The organism is Pyxidicoccus sp. M6, from assembly GCF_055568925.1.
Window position 1 is genome coordinate 13,031,564 of sequence record NZ_CM145714.1, and the last position, 21,996, is coordinate 13,053,559.

Here is a 21,996-nt window from a genome sequence, read left to right on the forward strand (position 1 = left end):
TGTGACCGCCACCCACGCGTGCTCCCTCCCCTGCTCGCCGGGTGCGTCCGGATTCCACCGGCCGGATGGATGAGTCTCCTCGGGCCGCAATCCCAGACATGCGGCGACCAGGAATCACCGGCCCGCGCGTATCTCCCTCACGAGGAGGACGCGTCATGGGAAAGCAGTTGTACACCGGAGAGGTCCGCACGTTCGGCGAGAGCATGGCCCGCAGCACCACCGAGGCCGGCGCCTTCAAAATCTTCATGGACGAGCCCGTGGAGCTCGGAGGCCGCAACGGCGCGCCCAGCCCGCTCGACTTCATCCTCGCCGCGCACGCGGGCTGTCTGAACTACATGACCTTCTTCATCGCGAAGGAGCTGGGCATCCCCGTGTCCGGGACGGAAATCACCGTGCGCGGCTCGCTGGACCCCGCGAAGTTCGCCGGCACCGACCGCACCGTGCGCGCCGGCTACCAGTCGCTCGAAGTCGTCATCCACGTGAAGAGCACCGCCAACGCGGACCAGATTTCGAAGCTCAAGAGCGAGGTGGAGGCGCGCTGCCCCGTCAGCGACAACCTCGCCAACGCCACGCCGGTGAACATCACCCTGAAGGTCAGCGCGTAGCCGGCACCGCGCGCGGCACGAGGAAGAAGAGCTGCCCCTTCTGCTTCATCATCCCCGCGGCCAGCTCCGCCTCGGGGCCGGGGCCCCAGAAGACATCCACCCGGCCCGCGCCTCGGATGGCGCCACCCGTGTCCTGGTTGAGCATGAAGCGCGACAGCGGCCTCCACTGCACCGTCCCATCCGCGAGCCGCACGGGGTGCTCGGTGTGGATGTAGGCCAGCCCGCCCTTGGGGAACAGCCGCGCGTCCGTGGCGATGGAGCGCCCCGGCGTCACCGGCCTCCCCAGCGAGCCCTCCGCGGGGCCCTCCAGGTAGCGGAAGAAGACATACGACTCGTTGAAGTCGAGCACCCGATTGCACTGCGCCGGGTTCGCCGCCAGCCATGCGCGCAGCGCCTGCATCGACATCTGCTCCTTGGGGATGACGCCCTCCTGGATGAGCAGCGTGCCGATGCTCCGGTACGGCCGCCCGTTCGACGCCGCATAGCCGATGCGGCGCTCGCTCCCGTCCGGCAGCCGCAGCCGGCCGCTGCCCTGCACCTCCATGAAGAAGAGCGCCACCGGGTCCCTCGCCCACGCCAATTCCAGACGCCGGCCGTCCAACCTGCCGCCGCGAATCTCTCCGCGCGTCCAGTACGGCACCACCTTCCGCCCGTCGAGTCGCCCGAAGACGCGCTCCGCCTTGAAGCGCTCCGCGAAGGCCTCCAGCGGAATCTCGAGCAGGTCCCCCGGCGCCCCATGAATGGGCACCGAGTACTCCGCCGTCCGCGTGAGACTCGCCTCGAGCGTGGGCTCATAGTAGCCGGTGAAGAGCACCTGCCCGTCCTCGCCTCCGGCGGACTCCATCGGCTCGAACTCCTCGAACACGCGCGCCGTCAATTCCTCGGGCGACATGCCGTCCACGATGCGCGAGGACAGCCGCTCCAGCGCGGCCCGCAGGACGCCCGCCGTCACCTGACGAGGTCCATAGATGAAGACCTGGTCCGCGGGCCGCGTGCGCAGCCACGACACGCTCTGCGCGATGGCGGCCCGCAGCGCCGCAGGCTCTCCGTCGTCGCGCAGCTTCAGAGAGCTGGAGACGGGGATGAGCGCCTCCTCGGGCTTCGTGATGGGCGCGCGCGTGGGGCGAGGGCAGGCGGTGAAGAGGAGGGCACAGGCCGCCAGCAGGAGGGCTCGGACGTACGGCGTGGACATGAGGCCCTCGTACCTACCTCACCTGCCTCGCGCGCCGAAGCCCCTCGCCATGGCCATCCATGTACCGAGCCGGGCCTTCCACCGTGCGGCATGCGCTGGGGCGCGGCGGACGCTCGCCTGCCCCGCCGCCGGCCTTGGCCCACGGACCTCCCGAGCCAGGAAGTCATCCACAACTTCCGCTGGCGGCACTCTTGCGCGTGAGGGTGGGTTCGCCCGCGCACCAGTCAGGAGGACGACAGCGATGAACGCCAAGAAGCTGGCACGGGGACTCGGGTGGCTCAGCATCGGCCTGGGCCTGACGGAGTTGATTGCGCCTCGCGCGCTCGCCCGGTTCCTGGGTCTGAGCGAGGAGCGCACCGGACTGCTGCGCGTCTTCGGGCTGCGGGAAATCGCGGCGGGCGTGGGCATCCTGCTGTCGCCGGCCCGGCCCGCGCCGTGGGTCTGGGCGCGCGTGGGCGGAGACGTGCTGGACGTCGTGGGCCTGGGCAGGGCCATAAAGGACAACCCGAAGAAGGGCAGCGTCGGCTTCGCGCTGAGCAACGTCCTCGCGGCCACCGCGGTCGATGCCCTCTGCGCCCGACGGCTCAGCAGCAACTTCGTATGACCCGTTGACGCGCCTCCGCGCGTATAGGGGCTGGGCCCCCGAGAAGATTTGATCAGGAAATCGGGGCGCGGCGACATACAGCCGCCTTCGCCCCGCTCCTGATGATGACGCGCTTCCTACCCATCCTCCTCGCGCTGGCCCTGAGCGCCGCCCCCGCCTCGGCGCAAACGCCTCCATCAGCTGTCACCGGCGAGACAGAACAGGCGGCCCCGGACGCCACCTCCGCGCCCCTCGTCCCTCCCACTTTGCGAGAGGACGCGCCCGCGCGCATGCCGGAGGGCTTCACTCTCAGTGCCCCCGTGGTGGTGCAGCTCGAGCTCACCGTCAACGAGGCCGGCGAAGTCACGGAGGCCACCGTCACCGGTGACGCGCCTCCCGCCGAGCTGGCCTCGGTCGCGCTGGAGGCCGCGCGCCGCCTGCGCTTCAACCCCGCCACCTCTAACGGCGCTCCCGTCACGGTCCGCCTGCCCTACTCCTACCGCTTCGAGCCCCCGCCCCAGCGCGCCCTCCTCACCGGCCGCGTGCGCCAGAAGGGCACCCGCAAGCCGATTGCAGGTGCCACCGTGCAGGCAGGTGAGTCCACGGCGGAGACGGACACGCAGGGCCTCTTCCGCCTGGAGCTGGCCCCCGGGAAGACGCGTCTCAAAATCTCCGCGCCGGGCCACCAGCCGCTCTACATCGACGAGACGCTGGAGGCGCACCAGCACCTCGACGTCCTCTACGGCCTGGAGCCGCTGGAGGTGAATCCCTACGAGACGGTGGTGCGCGCGGACCGGCCCCGCACCGAGGTCTCCCGCGTCACCCTGCACGACCAGGAGCTGCGCGAGGTGCCCGGCACCATGGGCGACCCGTTCCGCGTCATCATGCTCATGCCCGGCGTGACGACGCTGGCCTCGGGCCTCTCGTACCCCGTCGTGCGCGGCGTGCAGCCCGCCGCCAGCGCCTTCTACGTGGACGGCGTGCGCGTGCCCTTCCTCTACCACCTGCTCTTCGGCAACGCCGTCGTCCATCCAGACTTCATCGACACGCTCGACTTCCAGGTGGGCGTGCCCTCGTCGCGCCATGGCAGCCTGCTCGGCGGTGCGGTGGATGCGCACGTCAGCCGGCCTCGCGAGGAGGACGGCGTGCGCGGCAGCGTGTACCTCGACCTCATCAACAGCGGTGCCTTCCTGGAGGTGCCCTTCCCCGAGACGGGCACCACCGTCACCGCCGCCGCGCGCATCAGCTACACCGGTCTCATCGTCACGCGCGTGGCCAACGCCACCACCGCGCCCAGCGTGTACACGGCCCCGAACGGAGCGCAGTACCCGGACGAGGGCGAGCCCGCGCTCTACGCGGACTACTGGGACTACCAGGCCCGCGTGGAGCAGCGCGTGGGTGACGAGGGACGGGTGCGGCTGCTCGTCATGGGCTCGTCGGATGCGGTGGGCATCACGGCGCGCCATCCCGACCACGAGAGCGGCGGCGTGGGGCTGCTCTTCCACCGCGTGGACTTGCGCGGCCGCCATCCGCTCGCGGGCGGCGAGGCGGAGGTGGGGCTGACGCTCGGATATGACCGGCTCGGCCTCGCCTTCTCCGAGAGCGGCGGCGTTGCCAGCGGCAAGTACGAGCTCACCCAGGGCAGCATCGCGCTGCGCACCGGCTTCACGCGCGAGCTGTCCTCCTCGCTGACGCTGGAGGCCTTCGGCCAGCTCGAGCGCCGCAGCGCGAGCCTCGAGGCCACGGGCCTCTTCCGTCCCATTGGCCCCATCGACGACCGCGACGCGTACAGCCGGCCGGACATCTTCGGCACCTTCGCGGGCGTGGGCGCGCAGGCGACGTGGCGGCCCACCGCGCGCTGGACGCTGGTGCCGGGCCTGCGCCTGGACAGCTACCACGGCTTCGGACTGGACACGTACCTCGCGCTGGAGCCCCGGCTCGCGGTGCGGCACGCGCTCACGGACGCGCTCACCCTCAAGGGCGGCGCGGGCCTCTACCACCAGCCCGCCACCATTCTGCTCCCCGTGCCCGCGGGAGAGATGCTCGCGCTGGAGCGCGGCCTGCAGCGGGCATTGCAGTTCAGCGCGGGCGCGGAGTGGCGGCCGTCGCAGGACTGGGAGCTGTCCGCCGAGGCCTACTTCAACCCGCTGCTGCGCACGCTGGAGTTCAACTTCGAGGACGTGGTGAGCAACGTGCGCCGCCGCGGCCTGGAGGCCGAGGACGTCCAGAGCCGTGGCTACACCTACGGCGTGGAGTTGATGGTGCGCCGGCCGCTCGGGAAGCACTGGTTCGGCTGGCTCACGTATGGCTTCAACCAGAGCCGCCGCTACGAGCACTACACGCGGCTGGGGCCCAACGGTGAAGAGCTGGGACAAGCGGAGGGCTACCTTCCCTTCGTCTTCGAGCAGGCGCACACGGTGAATGCCGCGCTCAGCTACCGCTTCTCCTTCGCCACGCTCGGCGCGGTGGCGCACTTCAACACCGGCCGTCCGGAGACCGGCCAGTTCGGCTACCGCACCCGGCGCGAGGGCGTGGGCGCGGACGGCAACCCCGAGTGGATGCCCGTGGACCGCGGCGCGGTGGGCCGGCTGCCCGGCTTCTTCCGGCTCGACGTGCGCGCCTCGCGCAGCTGGGTGTTCGACAACTTCGTGCTCGATGCGTACCTGGATGTCTTCAACATCACCGCGCGCAAGGAGGTCCTCTCCTACGAGTACGGCTACGGCAAGCCCACCGGGCTGAAGAAGACGGCAGTGGGCGTGCCGGTGATTCTGCCCACCCTCGGCGTGAAGGGGAGCTTCTGACCATGCGACTGTCGCGACTGCTTCCGCTCTGCCTCACCCTGTCCGGCTGCGCGCTGGAGCCGGATGACCCCATCTACCTGTCCGGCACCGCGCTGGAGGCGGACGGCTCGCCCTGGCGCGGAGGGCCGCTCACGCTGATGCGCCCGCGCAAGGTGGACGTCCACTACAACGAATACAACCAGGAGCTCTATTCGACGCGCTTCGAGCCCTGGGCCGAGGTGACGGCGGACGCGGACGGCCTCTTCCTCCACCACGTCACCGCGCGCGACGTCGGCGCGGACGATCTGAAGCACCCGCACCCGTGGACGTCCGACACCCTCTTCCAGCTCCACCTGCCGCGTGCGGATGGAGGCAGGGACTTCCTCTCCTTCGAGTTCGCCAGCGACATGGACCTGCCACCGCTGCGCCCCTGGAACAGCCGCGTGCACACCGTGGACGAGGCGGGCGGCGTCCGCCTGTCCTGGGAGCCGGTGCAGCCCACGGCGGACCTCCCCGAGCCGGAGTACTTCGTGCGCCTTCTCGGAGAGGACGGCATCGCCTGGCAGGTCCACGTGGGCGAGCGCGAGCCCTGGCTGAGGCCGGAGATGCTGGAGGACTTCACTCGCGAGGCCCGCGTGCAGGCCCGGGCCCGAGGCTCGCGCCACTGGTTCAAGAACACGCTGTATTACGACGCCGTCTCCGAGTCGCCTCCGGTGCCATTGTCCTTCGCACCCGTGGTGCCCGCGAGCCGTGGCGCGGGCTGCTCGGTGACGACTGGGAGCTTCAAGACGTGCCCCTTCACGGATGGAAAGCTCGAGCGCGCCCGGGTGGCCGTCAACGAGAACCCCCTGCCCAAGGAGCTCTTCCTCCAGTTGAAGCAACCCGTGCGGCCCGGGAGGGTCATCGTGCGGGGGCTCGAGGCCTACGCAGACAGGCTCTACGTGGAGGGCTCCGTGGATGGAAAGACGTGGCTGCCGCTGGGGGACGGCTCCATCTCCTACCGTGTCCTGGACTACCCGCCCTACAACGATGACCCGGCGCGGATGTCCGACCAGGAGCAGTACGTGGACGTGACGCTGTCCGCGGATGCGCCCGCGGTGAGCCACATCCGGCTGCGGATGACCGCCACGTACACGAATGGCGAGACGGGCGCGGGCCAGTTCTCATACCTGCGTGAGGTGTCTGTGTTCGGCGCGTCCGGCGCCGAGTGAACCGTCGTTCGTCCTCGAAGGCGGAGCGACATTCGTGGCGCCTCGACCGGCGGGGCAGGCCCGCGTCCGGTGGCGAGAGATGTCATGTGCGGGGACTCCGCACGGCGGCACACGCTGCTTACGCTCCGCGTGGGGGGTTGCGTGAAGCGCAGCCGTTTCGAGGGGGCACGAAGATGCAGGGAAGGTATGGAGAGGAGACGCGGCTGACGCCGCAGGGCATCACGGACACGATGGCGTCGGGGTACGGGGGCACGCCGTCCAGTGGGCGCCGGGGCCTGGGCCGCGGGGAGGTGGCGCGAAAGAGTCCGTCGCCCCGGGCGAGCGGCGCGCGCTCGAAGCAGCCGACGAAGCAGACGTCGGTGAAGTCCAAGGCGAAGCGGGCCACTGGCACCCGCACGACGGCGAAGAGCGCGGCGACGACCCGGGGCCTGGGCACCGGGGCGCGCGGGGCGGAGAAGAGCGCGACCTCGGGCGGCAGGAAGGTGCTGAAGCGGGAGACGGGCGCCGCCGCCGCGCGCAAGGCCGCGGCGACGAGGAACACCGCCATCCGGCGAGCCACGAAGACGGGCGCCACGCGCCGCAAGGTGAGGTCGCGGCGCGGTTGACGGTGGAGCCGCTCCGGTCCGCGCCGGAGCGACGCCCCGGCGACTCAGAGGAAGTAGTCGGGGAAGAGCTCCGCGCCCGGCACCATCTGGTACTTGTCGAAGTCCTTCACGCCCTCGGCGCGGAGGACGTCCTCGTCGATGCAGAAGTTGCCGGTGAACTGGCGGCTCGGCTTCGTCAGGATGGCGTACGCGGCGTCGGCCATGATTTCCGGCGAGCGGGCGCCGCGGATGGTCTCATCCCCGCCCAGCAGGTTCTGCACCGCCGCCGTGGCAATCACGGTGCGCGGCCAGATGGCATTCACCGCGATGCCGTCCGACTTGAGCTCCTCGGCCATGCCGAGCACGCACATGCTCATGCCGAACTTCGCCATCGTGTACGCCACGTGAGGCGCGAACCAGCGTGCCTCCATGTTCAGCGGCGGCGAGTTGTTGAGGATGTGCGGGTTGCTGGACTTCTTGAGGTGCGGAATGCACGCCTGCGAGCAGGCGAATGTCCCGCGCGTGTTGATGCCGTGCATCAGGTCGAAGCGCTTCATCGGCGTCTCGAGCGTGCCCGTCAGGCTGATGGCGCTGGCGTTGTTCACCAGGATGTCGATGCCGCCGAACGTCTCCACCGCCTTCGCCACGGCGGCGGCAATCTGGCTCTCGTCGCGGATGTCCACCATGCAGGGCAGCGCCTTGCCGCCGGCCTTCTCGATTTCCTCCGCGGCCGTGTAGATGGTGCCGGGCAGCTTCGGGTGCGGCTCCGTCGTCTTCGCGGCGATGACGATGTTCGCTCCATCCCGGGCGGCCCGGAGCGCGATGGCCTTGCCGATACCGCGGCTGGCGCCGGTGATGAAGAGCGTCTTTCCCTTGAGGTCGGCCATGTGAGTCTCCATGAGCGGCGGGTGACACGTGTCACTTCACCGTGTGTTCCTGGTGCTTGAAGCTGCTGGCGGCCGACTGTAACCGGGAGTCGCCCGTCCTTCGCTCCGGGAATACGCCATGGAACCCCCTTCGCGCATCCTCCTCGTCGAAGATGATGAACGGCTGGCCCGGCTGGTCAGCTCCTTCCTGGAGGGGCAGGGCTACCAGGTGCGCCGCGTGGGCAACGGCCCGGACGCGCTCGCCGCACTCCGGAGCGAGCCCCCGGACTGCCTCATCCTCGACATCCTCCTGCCAGGCATGGATGGCATCGAGGTCTGCCGGCGGGCCCGCGACCTCTACTCCGGCTGGATTCTCATGCTCACCGCGCAGGACGAGGACATCCACGAGGTGGTGGCGCTCGACACCGGCGCGGATGACTACCTCACCAAGCCGGTGCGCCCCCATGTCCTGTTGTCGCGTCTGCGGGCCCTCTTCCGGCGCTCCACGCGCGGGGCCGCTTCGCCGCAGTCACGCGACAGCCGGTGGATTCCGTCCGTGGACCTGCGCATCGACGGGACGCTGCGCACGGTGAGCCTCGCGGGCGAGCCGGTGCTGCTCACCGACGCGGAGTTCGACCTGCTGTGGCTGCTGGCCCGCCGCGCGCCGGAGGTGCTCACGCGCGATGATTTGCTCTCCGCGCTGCGCGGCATCGAGCACGATGGACTGGACCGCTCCATCGACATGCGCATCTCCAAGCTGCGCCGGAAGCTGGGTGACGAGCAGCCGCCGCACCGAATCATCAAGACGGTGCGCGGCCGTGGTTACTTCTGCGCGCCGGACTGACCGGCACACGACCTCAAGCACGGCGGCAATCCAACCGGCTGGGACAACATCACGGGGGACGTGTCTTCGGCATCGTGGGGGCCCTTTCGCACAGCGAATGGGAGTCCGCGCAAACGAGGCAGCTTCAGCGCGGTGTTTTTCCCCTCGGCTTGAGCGCCACTTCCACGACAGCTTCATCACCGCACGGCTCGCCATGGCGCGAGGCCCATTGCACCCAACAGGTACACCACCGGCCCGGCGCCCTGTCGGACCGGCCGGGGAATCTCTGTCCCTTTTCCCCGCCGGGGGGCCTTCACAGGAGGCGTGTATGCGCATGAAGCGCGGTTGGACCGCCGTATTGCTGCTGCTGTTATTGCCTTGGGTGAGCTGGGCGCAGGAGTCCACCACGCCAGTTGGCGTGGACCTGGACGAGACGCTCGTCCTCGAGCCAGACGCCGAGGCCTTCGCGGAGCCGCCTGAAGACGACCAGTCCGAGCCCGACTCGTTCGCCCCCACGTCAACGCGGCGCCAGCGGAAGTACCTGCTGCGGATGGAGGCCACGACACTGACGCTGCTGCCACGGCATGGCGTTGGTGAGAATGAAGGCTTCCTCCAGGTGGAGCCCACGGCGGTGTTGGACGGCGGCCCGGAGCTGGGCTTCAACCTGGGCGCGCCGGTGCGGCTGCGGCTGTGGGGCGGCGGTGAGGGCGCGGGCCTGGTGCGCAAGGAGGACTGGGACACGCTGTCCGACTGGGGGCAGTGGGTGCGCTTCTTCCGGCTGGGGAATGAGTCGTCCCGGGTGGCCCTTTGGGGAGGCGCGCTGGACAACTACAGCCTGCTGTCCGGGCACCTGGTGCGGCACTACGTCAACCGGGGCAACCCGGACTACCACCCGGCCGGGGCGGTGCTCACCGCGACGGCTGGGCCGTTGTACGTGGAGGCGTTTACCTCGGACGTCCTTGGCGCACGTCTCATGGGTGGGGAAGTCGCGCTGGACGTGCAGCACGTCCTCGCCGGCCGGCCCCGGCAGCCCGGGCGCTACACGCTGGCGCTGTCTGCGGTGCATGACTGGGGACCGGCGGGCGGGACGTCGAAACCCGTGACACTGGCGCACGTGGACGGCACGGCGGTGCTGGTGGTGCGAAGAGGCCCGGGCGGCGCCCTCGATGCGCAGGTGTTCGCCGGGTGGGGAGGACGTCCCGGAGAGGGCGGCGCGTGGGGCGCGGTGGCGGGCCTGGGCGTGGACGCACTCTCTTCGACGCTGGACATGCGTGCGCGGCTGGAGGTGCGCCGTCAGCACGGGGGCTTCCGGCAGGGCTACTTCGGCCCCGACTACGAGCTGGCGCGCTTCCAGGCCGCGGGCACCTCCGGCCTGCCATTGGCGGAGGCCTCCTTCCCCGAGGGGTACTCGGCCTACGGCGAGCTGCTGCTGGGGTGGGACGCGGTGCACCTGGGGGAAGTGGTGCAGCGGCACCTGCACGTCATGCTGGGCGTGGAGGCCTTCAGTTGGGGCCGGGTGGACGCGGACGGGCGCCTCGGGCTGCAACTCTTCAACCGGAACCTGGACGTGGCCCTGCGGGGATTGGCGGTGGGCGCGTGCCAGCCGGGCACTCGCTACCTGGCGGCGGGAGAGGTGCGCTGGCGTTTCCTGGGTGGAAGGCTCTACGCGCAGGGGCAGGGCGGGACGCTGCTGTACCCGACACCCGAGGGAGCGCTGCGCCCGGGCGGCTTCGTCGCGGTGGGCATGGGGGTGGACAATGCGCGCTGAGCCTCTGCTGCTCCGTGGGGCGGGCCTGGTACTGGTTGCCCTGCTCACCACCGGCTGCGCCACGCAGGCCCCGAGGCCCGGTCCGGGTGGCAGCCTCTCGCATCCCTCGCTCCTGTCCCCCATGCGGCAGCTGAGGGACACCGCCACCGCGAGCCTCCCCGAGAGCACCGGGCCCGAGGCCTCCTTTGACACGGAGGTGGGAGGGGGCGCGACGCTGCTCCGCGGTCGCCAGCCAGCACGCGCGCAGGGGGCGGCCGTGGGGGAGGTGTCTCCGCTCAGGGTGTCCGGCACCCGGGCGCTCTTCTGCGGTGACGTGCCCTCCGGTTGGCCACACCTGGACTCGGAGGAGGAGGTGCTGGCGCCCTTCTTCGGGTGTACCAGCCTCGCGGCCTTCGTCGCCCTGCAGCGCGCGGTGGACATGCCGCGCCTGGTGGAGTCCCTCTCCGACTGGAATGCCGTGCGGCTGGGCGCCCTGGGTCCGCTGGACGCGAAGTCCTCAGGAATTCTCAACCGCAAGCGGGCCGCGTTTCTCGTCAGTGCCACCGAGAAGTACGGCCTTCTCCGGGCGGAAGTCTTTGCCCTCTTCGTCCTCCACTCCTCCTTCGACGATGAGCTGCGCCAGCTCCTGCGCCTGCTGACGGATGACAAGCAGCTCGGCGAGACGCTGGGGCAGATGGCCCTTGTCCGTGAGGAACTGCAGCGGCGTGGCCTGAAGCTCGCCGAGTACCCCGACCGAGCAGAGCACGCGGCGGATGTGCTCCGAGGGCTGGGGCGCGCGGGCCGGGACGCACTCTCCAGTTCCTCGCTGAGCGACGGGGCTCGGTACCAAGAGCTCACCGCGAAGCGAGAGCAACTACCGCCCCCCTACCGGGCCGCCCTCGACGAGGTGGAGCGGGCACTGATGGAGCGGCACTACGCGCCCGGAAGCACGGCGCTTGGGGCCTTCGACCACCTGACGTTTGGCGTGCCGATGGGCTTCTACCACCTCGTGGCTGGCGCAGGGCACGGGGCGTACTCGGCGTACCAGGGCAGGTACGAGCAGGCCACGCGAGAGCTGGCGCCGGCCGCATTGGCGGTGGCGTTGTACGCCGGAGGGAAGGGGGCTCGCGCCATCGCGGAGTCCAGCGGCGCCGGGCGAGGCGGGCTGGCGCGACTGACGGCGCTCGATGCGGAAGCACTGAAGGCCGTCGTGAAGGACCTGGAGGAAAGGCTCGGAGGCGATGCGGCTCGCGAGCTCAGCGCGCTCATCCGGGGCGAGCGTGCCATTGGCTATTTCGTGGCGGCCGAGGGACTGGAGGGCGCGATAGCCATCCACGAAACCCGAGGCAATGTGCCGAAGGCGCAGGCCCTGTTGGCGGAGGCGTATCGCGAGCGCCCGAGCGCTCCGTCCGCGCGGGGTGGCACCGGGAAGAGCCGCATCACCGCGTCCGCCCTGTCGCCAGAGTCCGCTGGACTCGCCCCCGAGGTGGCCGAGGCGAAGCTCCGGCAGGTGGAGGCCGAGGCTGGCGGGCCGCGCCTGCCGATGGACGTGGAGGTCCTGAAGCAGCATCGCGAAGCGCTACTCAAGACGGCTCCTCCCGGTGCCGAGGTGCATCCGCTCTGGCCCGACTACCTGTCGTATCTCGAGAGGAGGGCCGTTGAAATCGAGCAGGGCGTAGCGCAGAAGGGGCCACTGAAGTGGGCGGGCTATCAACGGATGCGCGGGGAGTTTGCCCGCGGGCTGGCATTCGAGCGTCGCATGTTCTCCCTCCTGGAGGAGGATGCGGCTCGGCCGCGTGCGCAGCGCCGTTGGCTGAAGGACTTCGACGAGCCCCGAATCGAGACGCACGTGGGCGTGGCGAAGGCGGACATCCGCTTCGCGGATGTGCTCGTCATCGAGGGGCGGAAGGCGGCCGACCGGCCTCCCCGTGTGGAGACGTTCAGCTTCAAGAGCCGGGACCTTTCACAACTCGAAGACAAGGCCCTCCAGGCGCAGATGACCTCGGATGCGACAGTTTCTTTGAGGTACTACGGCGAGACGCTGAACATCCTTCGGGATGGCCTGAGACAGCAGGCCCGCGTTCAAAGGGTCCACCTCATCTACGAGGGCGGCATGCTGAAGTCCAAGGATTCTGATGCTTTCCAAGGAATAGCGAGGGGCGTAGAGAGTGACGTCGCCGGGGTGGAGGTGTCAGTCCAATGAAGGTACTGAAGTTCAACGACTTGGAGGCGGAAGACCGCCTTCGGGTCTTCTTCGACGCAAGCTACGACCGGAATGCGGCGCTTGAATCCGTTCTCGAGCCCTTCCTCCAGGCGCTTGAAGCGAATGCTGGCGAATGGATGCCAGAGGTCGTCGAAGGAAAACGGCGACGTCGATACTCGCGCGTTTCCGTCTTCAAATCGCTGGACGAAGAGCGTGGGGGAAAGAGAGTGATAATCGGGCTCTATCGCGCAAGTCCACCTGCTTTGGACATGACGTTGAACCTTGCGTTTCCGCCTCTTCCTCCCGAACTGGGTATCTCGATTGCGGTTCAACCGCTCTCGACATTCAAAGGGGCGGCTCAGAGCCGCAACCTTGTCGACATGGTCCGTTCATGGGCTGCCTACTTCCCAGTGACCTATGCCGTGGCGCACAGCATGGCCGACCGGCAACTGGCGGACGCCCCCGACTTCGGACGTGATGAGAGAACGTCGCGACGCGATGGCTTCGACAAAGTCTACGAGGTGTTCTGGCTGAACGTCTTCGGCCCCCAATTGGTGGAAGCCATTGGCCGGGAGCGGGTGTTGTCCACTCCGGCCCACCGGGTGGAAGAGCTTCCCAACGGCTCGGTTCTCCTGGTGACGTGGCCCACCGCCGCGGACTTCGCCAGCGAGGAGGCGCGCGTCGCCCAGGCTCGCGCGCATGTTCACCTGCGGCCGGACCTGGACTTCGACACCGTGCTGCGCACCCTACGAGCGCGCAGCGTAGCCCTGGCCCCTGTCGAGCCGCGCTTCCACCCGGACGTTGCGCCACTTCTCTCGCGCTTGCCTGACGAGTTCGTCATCAGCGAGAAGCAGAGCAGGATTGCCGAATTCAACGCGTACCGGCCGCCCGAACCGGACGAGTGGCTCCCTTCTGCTCTGCCGACGGACGTGAAGAACCCGGACGCTGTCCGGAGTCAGTATGGCGACCTCGCGGAGTACCTCGTGGTGGTCCTCCACGCGCAGGTGCCCTCCGTTTTCGAGGCAACGCCCGAGGCGCTGACGGACATCGACTTCCATCTCTGGCGCAACAACATCCCAGAGAGGTACGTGCGCGAGCTCATCGACGAGCGGGTGACACCCGCGGTAGGGGCATACCTGGGCAACGTGCTCGTGCGCAGGCTCGGTGGACAGTGGATACCGCGCAACAAGCTGGAGGAATCCCAGGTGCGCGTCGGCAGCCGAGTCTGGCTGCCCTTCCTCCGTGCCCGCCGTTACATGCAGTCCCACCAATCGCTGCTGGACTACTCCCTCACGCAATTCTTCCGCGAGGCGGAGCGGCACCGCTCCTGAGCAAAGACATCATCCACCCGCACGCTGGGAGTGTCTGCAATCTTCCCTGTAGTTCCGCAGCAGGGACTTCACGTACCACGACAGTGCATTCGTGGCTGAGAGAGGCGCCTTTGAACCACGAGGTGCAATTCCGACCCACAAGACGGGAGTCCCGGGAAGTTTTGAATAGAGGTAGAATCGTTGCGTGCCTGCTATTCAGCCGCGCTCCTCGAACTTCGAGTTCCTGCGCCCCCACGACCCGCTCCTGGTTGCCTTGGGGGCCCAGGCGGAGCGCTACTTCGCGGAAGACCCCAACACCTGCCTGATGAAGCTCCGGCAGTTCGCGGAGGTGCTCGCAAAGCGAGCCGCCGCGAACCTCGGCCTGTTCGCATCCGCAGACCAGAGCCAGGTGGACCTCATCCGGGCCCTGGATTCACGCGGCGCGCTGACCCCTGAGGTCCGTCAGGTCCTCCACGACCTGCGTCGAACCGGGAACGTCGCCGCACATGAGGCCACCGGGACGCACAGCCAGGCCCTCCACGCGTTGAAGCTTGCCCGCGTGCTGGCGGTCTGGTTCCACCGAAGCTTCGGCAAGGAGCGCAGCTTCAGCCCCGGTCCGTTCATCCCGCCTCCCGACCCGGCGCAGGAGTCCAAGGCGCTCGCACAGGAACTGGAACGGCTCCGGGGCGACCTCGAGCAGGTCAAGCTCAGCGCCGAGGCAGCCAGGGCCGCAGCCGAGGAAGAAGCCCGGCGACGCCTCAGCGCCGAAGAGCGGGCACGCAGAGACGCCGAGGAGCGCGAGGTCTGGCAGGCGCTCGCCGAAGAGGCCGAAGCGAAGCTCAAGGCCCGCCTCGATGCGGCGCAGGTCCAGGCAGTGACGATGCCCGCCCAGCAGCTCGACCTGATGGTCAAGCGGGCGCAGGCCGCCGGTACCGATCTGGACCTGGATGAGGCCGACACGCGGCAGCTCATCGACGAACAACTTCGTCAGGCGGGCTGGGAGGCGGACTCGCAGAACCTGACCTTCGCGGCGGGCGCCCGGCCGCAGCGTGGCCGCAACCTGGCCATCGCGGAGTGGCCCACCGCGAGCGGCCCGGCGGACTACGTCCTCTTCGCCGGCCTCGACGTGCTGGCCGTGGTCGAGGCCAAGCGTCGCCGCAAGGATGCGGCGGGCGCCATCCAGCAGGCGAAGCGGTACAGCGAGGGCTACCAGCGCCAGGGCGAAGAGGTGCTGCCCGGAGGGCCCTGGGGCAAGTACCTGGTGCCGTTCCTCTTCGCGACGAACGGCAGGCCGTACCTGCGGCAGCTTGAGCTGAAGAGCGGAATCCACTTCCTCGACGGGCGGCGCCCCACCAACCATCCCCGGGCGCTCGCCGGGTGGTATTCCCCGGCGGGCCTCCGGGAGCTGCTCCAGCAGGACCGGGGTGCGTCCGAAGCGGCGCTGCACGCGGAGCCGACCGGGTACCTCGGCCTGCGCGACTACCAGGTCAACGCCATCCAGGCCGTCGAAGCGGCGCTCGAGAAGGGGCGCCGCGACTGCCTCATCGCCATGGCCACGGGCACCGGGAAGACGCGCACGTTCATCGGCCTCGTGTACCGGCTCGTGAAGACCCGGCGCTTCCGCCGGGTGCTCTTCCTCGTGGACCGGAGCGCCCTCGGGGAACAGGCCATCAACGCCTTCAAGCACGCGCGCCTGGAGAGCCTTCAGACCTTCACGGACATCTTCAACGTGAAGGGCATGGAGGATGTTCGACCGGACCCCGAGACCAAACTCCACTTCGCCACGGTCCAGGGGATGGTGAAACGAATCCTCTACAGCGAGGACGGCGAGCAGCCGCGGGTGGACGACTACGACTGCATCGTGGTGGACGAGTGCCATCGCGGCTACACGCTCGACCGGGAGATGAGCGACTCGGAGCTGAGCTTCCGAAGCCAGGACGACTACATCAGCACGTACCGCCGGGTCCTCGACCACTTCGATGCCGTGAAGATTGGTCTCACGGCGACGCCCGCGCTGCACACGACCCAGATTTTTGGCGACCCCATCTACACCTACAGGTACACGGAGGCCGTCATCGACGGCTGGCTCGTGGACCATGAGCCGCCCATCCGCATCAAGACGGAGCTGTCCGAGAGCGGCATCCGCTGGGCCGCCGATTCGGCGGTCCCGACCTACAACACCCGGACCCAGCAGCTCGACCTCATCCACATGAAGGACGAGCTGTCCTTCGACGTGGACTCGTTCAACACCCGGGTCATCACCGAGAACTTCAACCGGGTCGTCTGCGAGGAGCTGGCCCGGCAAATCGACCCTGCCGGCGACGGGAAGACGCTCATCTTCTGCGCCACGGACTCTCATGCGGACACGGTGGTGTCCCTCCTCAAGAAGGCACTCGACGCTCGATATGGTGGGGTGGACGACAACGCCGTCGTGAAAATCACCGGCAGCTCGGACAAGCCTCTCCAGCTCATCCGCCGCTTCAAGAACGAGAAGCAGCCGAGCATCGCCGTCACCGTGGACCTGCTCACCACGGGCATCGACGTGCCGCCCATCGTGAACCTCGTGTTCCTGCGCAGGGTGAAGAGCCGCATCCTCTACGAGCAGATGCTGGGCCGGGGAACCCGCCGCTGCGACGAAATCGGCAAGGAGGTCTTCCGCATCTTCGATGCAGTGGACCTCTACGGTGCACTGGAGCCATTCACGTCGATGAAGCCCGTCGTCGTGAACCCCTCCTTCACGTTCACCCAGCTCGTCGAGGAGCTGCTGAGCGTCAAGGACGCGGAGGCTCAACAGCAGGTCATCGACCAGCTCGTGGTGAAGCTGCGGCGGAAGCGACGGGTCCTGGAGGACAAGTCGGCCGAGCCCTTCGAGGCGGCGGCCGGGATGCCCGTCGGAGAGGTGCTGCCCTTCCTCCGCAAGAAGTCCCCGGCGGAAGTCGCGGCCTGGTTCTCGGCCCACAAGCAGGTGGTGGAGGTTCTCGACACCGCCATGGGTCCGGCTCCGGTCCTCTACGTGAGCGCCCATGAGGACAAGCTCAAGTCCGTGGAGCGCGGCTACGGGCCCGGTCGCGTGCGGCCCAAGGACTACCTGGACGAGTTCGGGACCTTCATCCGGCAGAATCAGAACGTGCTGCCGGCGCTGATGGTGGTCTGCCAGCGGCCCCGCGAGCTGACGCGGCAGCAGCTCAAGGAGCTGAAGCTCGCGCTCGACAAGGCCGGATACAACGAGGCCTCGCTCCAGACGGCCTGGCGGGAGATGACCAACCAGGATATCGCCGCCTCCATCATCGGCTTCATCCGCCAGCGGGCCCTGGGGGAAGCGCTGGTCTCGTACTCCGAGCGCGTGGAGCGCGCCCTACGCAAGGTGATGGAGTCGAACGCCTGGACGCCACCGCAGCGGCAGTGGCTGGAGCGGATTGCCAAGGCGCTCAAGGCAGAGACCGTCATGGACAAGGACGCCTTCAATCGAGGTCAGTTCGAGGCCAGCGGCGGCTTCACGCACATCAACAAGGTCTTCGATGGCCGGCTGGAGCAGGTACTTGCTGACCTGAGCGACGCCCTCTGGCAACAAGGTGGCAAGGCAACGGGATGAACACGAACGCGAACGACCTCGTACAGAAGCTCTGGAACCTCTGCTCGCTCCTTCGCGAAGACGGAGTCACCTACCACCAGTACGTCGCCGAGCTGGCCTTCGTGCTGTTCTTGAAGATGGCGAAGGAGACCCGGCGTGAGGACCAGCTCCCCAAGGGCTACCGCTGGGATGACCTTGCCAGACGGGATGGCATGGAACAGCTCCGGTTCTACCGGGAGCTGCTCCTCCACCTCGGCACCCACGGCAGCGCCCGCGTGCAGGACATCTACGCGAACGCCAACACCTCGCTCCGGCACCCGAAGAACCTGAACGCGCTAGTGAAGTCCCTCGATGCGCTCGACTGGTACGGAGTGGAACGGGAGAACCTTGGTGACCTCTACGAGGGGCTCCTGGAGAAGAACGCCACGGAGGTGAAGTCCGGTGCGGGTCAGTACTTCACGCCCAGGCCCCTCGTGGACGCGATGATCGCCGTGGTGAAGCCGCAGCCGGGTGAGACCGTGCAGGACCCGGCAGCAGGCACTGGCGGGTTCCTCATCGCCGCCGACCGGTACGTCCGCGCGCAGACGGACAACTACTTCGACCTCCCGGAGAAGCAGCAGGAGTTCCAGCGCCGGAAGGCGTTCTACGGCGTGGAGCTGGTTCCGGAGACTCGGCGTCTCGCCCTGATGAACATGGCCCTGCATGGCATGGAGGGAGACCTGACGCTTGGCGACACGCTCTCGCCCGTGGGGCGCGACTTGCCGAAGGCGGACATCATCCTCACGAACCCGCCGTTCGGAACCAAGAAGGGCGGCGGCAAGCCCGAGCGCGACGACTTCACATTCCCCACCTCGAACAAGCAGCTCGCCTTCCTGGAGCACGTCTACCGGGGCCTGAAGCCTGGAGGCCGCGCGGCCGTCGTCGTTCCGGACAACGTGCTCTTCGAGGAGAACGTCGGTCAGGAGATCCGCGCCGACCTCATGGACAAGTGTGACCTGCACACGGTCCTTCGTCTGCCGACGGGAATCTTCTACGCGCAGGGAGTGAAGACCAACGTGCTGTTCTTCACCCGGGGCAAGACGGACAAGGGCAACACGAAGGCCGTCTGGTTCTACGACATGCGGACCAATGCTCCTGCTTACGGGAAGCGGACGCCGTTCCTGCGCGAGCACTTCGAGGACTTCGAGAAGGCGTTCGGCGATGACGCCCACGGCAAGAGCAAGCGCAAGGACCAGGGTGTCGAAGGTCGGTTCCGGAAGTTCACGCGCGAGGACATCAAGGCCCGGGGCGACAACCTAGACTTTCTCTGGCTCAAGAACGAGGGACTTGGAAACGGCGATGACCTCCCTGAGCCAGAGGTGATCGCTGGCGAGATCATGGAACAGCTTCAGGTTGCGCTGGGGGAGATCGAAGCGCTCACCGCTCTGATGGGTCGATCGGAGGGGCGCCCATGACGAACCTTCCCCACCTTCCGCCCGGGTGGGCGTGGACTACAGTTCATGCCCTCGGCGAGGACGGCGAGCAACCAGTCCTAACCGGACCGTTCGGTACGAATCTCTCGAAGGATGCTTTCGCGAAGCACGGGATCCCGGTCCTAACAATCGGATGCCTCACCGAAAATGGCATCGACTTAGGAAAGGCGATGTACGTGAGAGAGGAGGCCGCCAACGACCTCTCCCGCTACCAGCTCCGCGAAGGCGATTTCCTTTTTTCACGTATGGCGTCGGTTGGACGAGCGGGATTCGTTACGGCTTCGCTCGAAGGCGCACTCTTCAACTACCACTTGATGCGGTTACGACTCTCCCGCCGTCTATACGAACCGAAGCTGTTCCTAGCTTATGTTCGGGGTGCGCCCAGCGTTCGACATTACCTCCGTCATGTGAATCATGGCGCAACACGAGATGGCATCAACACCGCACAGCTTTTGGACATGCCAGTCGCAGTGCCACCGCTAAACGAGCAGCGCCGCATCGTCGCCAAGCTTGAAGCCCTCCTGGCCCGCAGCCGCCGCGCGAAGGAAGCCCTGGACGCCATCCCGGCGTTGCTGGAGCGGTTCCGGCAGTCGGTGCTCGCAGCCGCGTTCCGGGGCGACCTGACTCGGGATTGGCGAGAGAAGAACCTCGATGTGGAGCCCGCCTCGACGTTCCTGGAGCGGCTCCGCACCGAGCGCCGCCACCGCTGGGAAGAGGCAGAGCTGAAGCGGATGCGGGCCAAAGGCAAGGTGCCGAAAGACAATCAATGGAAAACGAAGTACGAAGAGCCGGCACAGCTCGACGAGAGCGACTTGCAGGAACTGCCCAGCGGTTGGGCCTGGGCATCAATCGAAGAGGTTTGCCCGCTCAATGCACCTGTAGTGTACGGAATCATCCTCCCAGGTGATGATGTGCAAGGCGGCGTGCCGTATATCCGGCCCGTAGACATGAACTCCGACGGGACGATCGACTTCACGTCTATGAAGAGAACGTCACCGTCAATTGCGGCGCAGTACCAAAGGGCGAGCCTTCGAGGCGGTGACATCGTGCTTTCAATTGTGGGCACGATTGGCAAGGTGATTGTCGTACCGGACGAACTGGACGGCGGAAACATCACCCAGTCGTCCGCACGGCTTCGGCCGCCCGATTGGCTATCAGGTGAGTACCTTCGCCTTGCACTTCTTTCGCCCATTCTCAGGAGCCAGTACGACAAGTTCAGGTTCGGGAACGCGGTCCAGCGCTTGAACATTGAGCACGTTCGCAAGTTGGCCATCCCGATTGCACCAGCGGAAGAGATGAAGCTCATGGTGACACGGGCTGCTGCCGCTCTTGCCCGCGCAGACAAGGTCCAGACTGTCGAGCAGCGCCAACACCTCGACAAGTTGGAGCAATCAATCCTCGCCAAGGCCTTCCGAGGGGAACTTGTGTCCCAGAACCCGACTGACGAACCGGCATCGGTACTCATCGAGCGCATCCGAGCCCAACGAGAGCAGGCCGAACAACAGCAGACGCCAGCCCGTTCGAAGCGGCGCCGAGACACCAAGGTCGCCTGACCATGCCCATCCCCGACTTCCAAAGTGCGATGCTCCCGGTCCTCCGGCTCGCCCAGGACGGCAAGGACCACACGCTCCGAGAGGCTGTTGAAGCCCTCGCCGTGGAGTTCAAGGCCACCGCGGAGGAGCGCAACGAGCTGCTCCCCAGTGGCCGCCAGCGGCGGCTCCACAACCGAGTCGGCTGGGCGAAGACCTACTTGCAGAAGGCCGGCCTCATAGAGCCAAACGGGCGCGGACGCTTCCGCATCACGCCCCGTGGCCAGGAGGTGCTCCAGAGCAAGCCGAGCCGCATCGACATGAAGTTCCTGGAGCAGTTCCCGGAGTACAACGCCTTCGCGGCACTTCGGCATGACGCCGCTGAGGAAGAGTCGTCCGCACCAGAGCTTCCGTCAGCCACAGAGACTCCGGAGGAGATTCTCGAAGAGAGCTATCAGGCCCTGCGGAAGCGCCTCGCGGATGAGCTCCTGGACCGCATCAAGGCCTGTGACCCGAAGTTCTTCGAGAAGCTGGTGGTCGATCTCCTTGTCACCATGGGCTACGGCGGCTCCCGCAAGGACGCAGGGCAGGCCGTCGGGCAGAGCGGCGACGAGGGCATCGACGGAATCATCAAGGAAGACCGCCTCGGGCTCGATGTCGTCTACATCCAGGCCAAGCGGTGGACGAACACGGTCGGCAGGCCCGTGGTTCAGGCGTTCGCGGGCAGCCTCGAGGGTCAGCGGGCCCGGAAGGGCGTGCTCATCACGACCTCGGACTTCAGCCGGGAAGCCCGCGACTACGTGCGGCAGATCGAAAAGAAGATCGTCCTCATCGACGGCGGAGAACTGGCCAAGCTGATGATTGACCACGGGGTTGGGGTCACCGAGGTCGCCACATACACGGTCAAGAAGCTGGACCTCGACTACTTCGGCGATGAGGAGTGAGGGTCTGTCACGCGCTCAAATGACACCCCCAACGAACCAACCCGTTCGAGAGCATCCTTGACCTCCTCTGAAACAATGAATGCAGGCGTGAATCGAGCCGGTCGGAAGACATGCGAGCCCTCTGTCTTCGAAGGGTCAATCCGCAGTCCGTAAATCCAACGGTAGTTTCCTCGTCGCTCGGGGATTGAGTCCTCCTTGGAATGGACGTGCACCTCTCGGCAATGAGCCTCGTCGATGCAGTCTGGCGTTTTGGCGACATTGACAATGAAGTACGGTCCGTCCTCCCCCTCAATCTCTACAGGGAAAAGCTGCACGTCGTCAGGCGCCAGCTCCCGGAAAACGCTAGCGACCTGCGCATTTCCGACGGGGATGCCTTCTGCCCCAACGAACATGAAGCTGCGTCTCTCGCCTTGCTGCTTCACGGCAGCTTTGGTGGGCCCCGGGTCCGGAAGGCGGCGCCCCCCTCTGAACATCTGTGGCACCTTGAGCTTCTCACCGGATGCCAGCGTAGGTGTTGCGATGAACCACTGCGGAACACTTGCAATCTCTACCCAATAGTAATGACGCACCGTCTCG

Annotated in this window: 16 protein-coding genes; 13 read left to right on the plus strand and 3 right to left on the minus strand. The window is 67.4% G+C overall.

Going from position 1 to position 21,996, the window contains the following annotated elements; genetic code table 11:
* Window positions 1-155 precede the first annotated feature (155 nt).
* Window positions 156-605 carry an OsmC family protein gene (locus ACVTJA_RS51525; RefSeq protein ID WP_465832180.1) on the plus strand — a complete coding sequence of 150 codons (450 nt, stop codon included), beginning with the start codon at window positions 156-158 and terminating at the stop codon, window positions 603-605.
* On the opposite strand, the gene mltA is transcribed toward ACVTJA_RS51525, so the two are convergent.
* Window positions 595-1,797 carry a murein transglycosylase A gene (mltA, locus tag ACVTJA_RS51530; RefSeq protein WP_465832182.1) on the minus strand — a complete coding sequence of 401 codons (1,203 nt, stop codon included), beginning with the start codon at window positions 1,795-1,797 and terminating at the stop codon, window positions 595-597. The two genes, ACVTJA_RS51525 and mltA, sit on opposite strands and share 11 nt — an antisense overlap.
* Window positions 1,798-2,038: 241 nt before the next feature.
* Here mltA and ACVTJA_RS51535 point away from each other — a divergent pair, with 241 nt between their 5' ends.
* The 4 genes from ACVTJA_RS51535 to ACVTJA_RS51550 all read left to right on the plus strand — a co-directional run bounded on the left by ACVTJA_RS51535 (window position 2,039) and on the right by ACVTJA_RS51550 (window position 6,976).
* Window positions 2,039-2,401, plus strand: a complete 363-nt coding sequence (locus tag ACVTJA_RS51535; RefSeq protein WP_465832184.1) for a hypothetical protein — start codon at window positions 2,039-2,041, stop codon at window positions 2,399-2,401.
* A gap of 104 nt (window positions 2,402-2,505) precedes the next feature.
* Window positions 2,506-5,181, plus strand: a complete 2,676-nt coding sequence (locus ACVTJA_RS51540; protein WP_465840729.1) for a TonB-dependent receptor domain-containing protein — start codon at window positions 2,506-2,508, stop codon at window positions 5,179-5,181.
* A gap of 2 nt (window positions 5,182-5,183) precedes the next feature.
* Window positions 5,184-6,371, plus strand: a complete 1,188-nt coding sequence (locus tag ACVTJA_RS51545; protein WP_465832186.1) for a hypothetical protein — start codon at window positions 5,184-5,186, stop codon at window positions 6,369-6,371.
* Between the two features lie 173 nt (window positions 6,372-6,544).
* A complete protein-coding gene (locus ACVTJA_RS51550) occupies window positions 6,545-6,976 on the plus strand; it encodes a hypothetical protein (RefSeq protein WP_465832188.1) in 432 nt (143 codons plus the stop codon).
* 44 nt (window positions 6,977-7,020) lie between these two features.
* Here the strand turns inward: ACVTJA_RS51550 and ACVTJA_RS51555 are convergent, their stop codons facing one another.
* Window positions 7,021-7,842, minus strand: coding sequence for an SDR family oxidoreductase (locus tag ACVTJA_RS51555; RefSeq protein WP_465832190.1), 822 nt, complete (start codon window positions 7,840-7,842; stop codon window positions 7,021-7,023).
* 118 nt (window positions 7,843-7,960) lie between these two features.
* Here ACVTJA_RS51555 and ACVTJA_RS51560 point away from each other — a divergent pair, with 118 nt between their 5' ends.
* The 8 genes from ACVTJA_RS51560 to ACVTJA_RS51595 all read left to right on the plus strand — a co-directional run bounded on the left by ACVTJA_RS51560 (window position 7,961) and on the right by ACVTJA_RS51595 (window position 21,420).
* Window positions 7,961-8,665 carry a response regulator gene (locus ACVTJA_RS51560; protein ID WP_465832191.1) on the plus strand — a complete coding sequence of 235 codons (705 nt, stop codon included), beginning with the start codon at window positions 7,961-7,963 and terminating at the stop codon, window positions 8,663-8,665.
* Window positions 8,666-8,972: 307 nt separating this feature from the next.
* A complete protein-coding gene (locus ACVTJA_RS51565) occupies window positions 8,973-10,412 on the plus strand; it encodes a hypothetical protein (RefSeq protein WP_465832193.1) in 1,440 nt (479 codons plus the stop codon).
* Window positions 10,402-12,594, plus strand: coding sequence for a hypothetical protein (locus ACVTJA_RS51570; RefSeq protein WP_465832195.1), 2,193 nt, complete (start codon window positions 10,402-10,404; stop codon window positions 12,592-12,594). The genes ACVTJA_RS51565 and ACVTJA_RS51570 overlap by 11 nt, the downstream gene beginning before the upstream one ends.
* A complete protein-coding gene (locus ACVTJA_RS51575; protein WP_465832196.1) occupies window positions 12,591-13,925 on the plus strand; it encodes a hypothetical protein in 1,335 nt (444 codons plus the stop codon). The genes ACVTJA_RS51570 and ACVTJA_RS51575 overlap by 4 nt, the downstream gene beginning before the upstream one ends.
* A 184-nt stretch (window positions 13,926-14,109) precedes the next feature.
* On the plus strand, window positions 14,110-17,496 hold the full coding sequence (gene hsdR, locus ACVTJA_RS51580) for a type I restriction-modification system endonuclease (protein ID WP_465832198.1): 3,387 nt from the start codon (window positions 14,110-14,112) through the stop codon (window positions 17,494-17,496).
* Complete coding sequence (locus ACVTJA_RS51585) at window positions 17,493-18,929, plus strand: class I SAM-dependent DNA methyltransferase (protein ID WP_465832200.1); 1,437 nt, start codon at window positions 17,493-17,495, stop codon at window positions 18,927-18,929. The genes hsdR and ACVTJA_RS51585 overlap by 4 nt, the downstream gene beginning before the upstream one ends.
* Window positions 18,926-20,500 (plus strand): restriction endonuclease subunit S, encoded by a 1,575-nt coding sequence (locus ACVTJA_RS51590; protein WP_465832201.1) that lies wholly within the window; start codon window positions 18,926-18,928, stop codon window positions 20,498-20,500. Before ACVTJA_RS51585 ends, ACVTJA_RS51590 begins: the two co-directional genes overlap by 4 nt.
* Before the next feature lie 2 nt (window positions 20,501-20,502).
* On the plus strand, window positions 20,503-21,420 hold the full coding sequence (locus tag ACVTJA_RS51595) for a restriction endonuclease (RefSeq protein ID WP_465832202.1): 918 nt from the start codon (window positions 20,503-20,505) through the stop codon (window positions 21,418-21,420).
* On the opposite strand, the gene ACVTJA_RS51600 is transcribed toward ACVTJA_RS51595, so the two are convergent.
* Window positions 21,399-21,989, minus strand: a complete 591-nt coding sequence (locus ACVTJA_RS51600; RefSeq protein ID WP_465832204.1) for an imm11 family protein — start codon at window positions 21,987-21,989, stop codon at window positions 21,399-21,401. The genes ACVTJA_RS51595 and ACVTJA_RS51600 overlap by 22 nt on opposite strands.
* Window positions 21,990-21,996 lie beyond the last annotated feature (7 nt).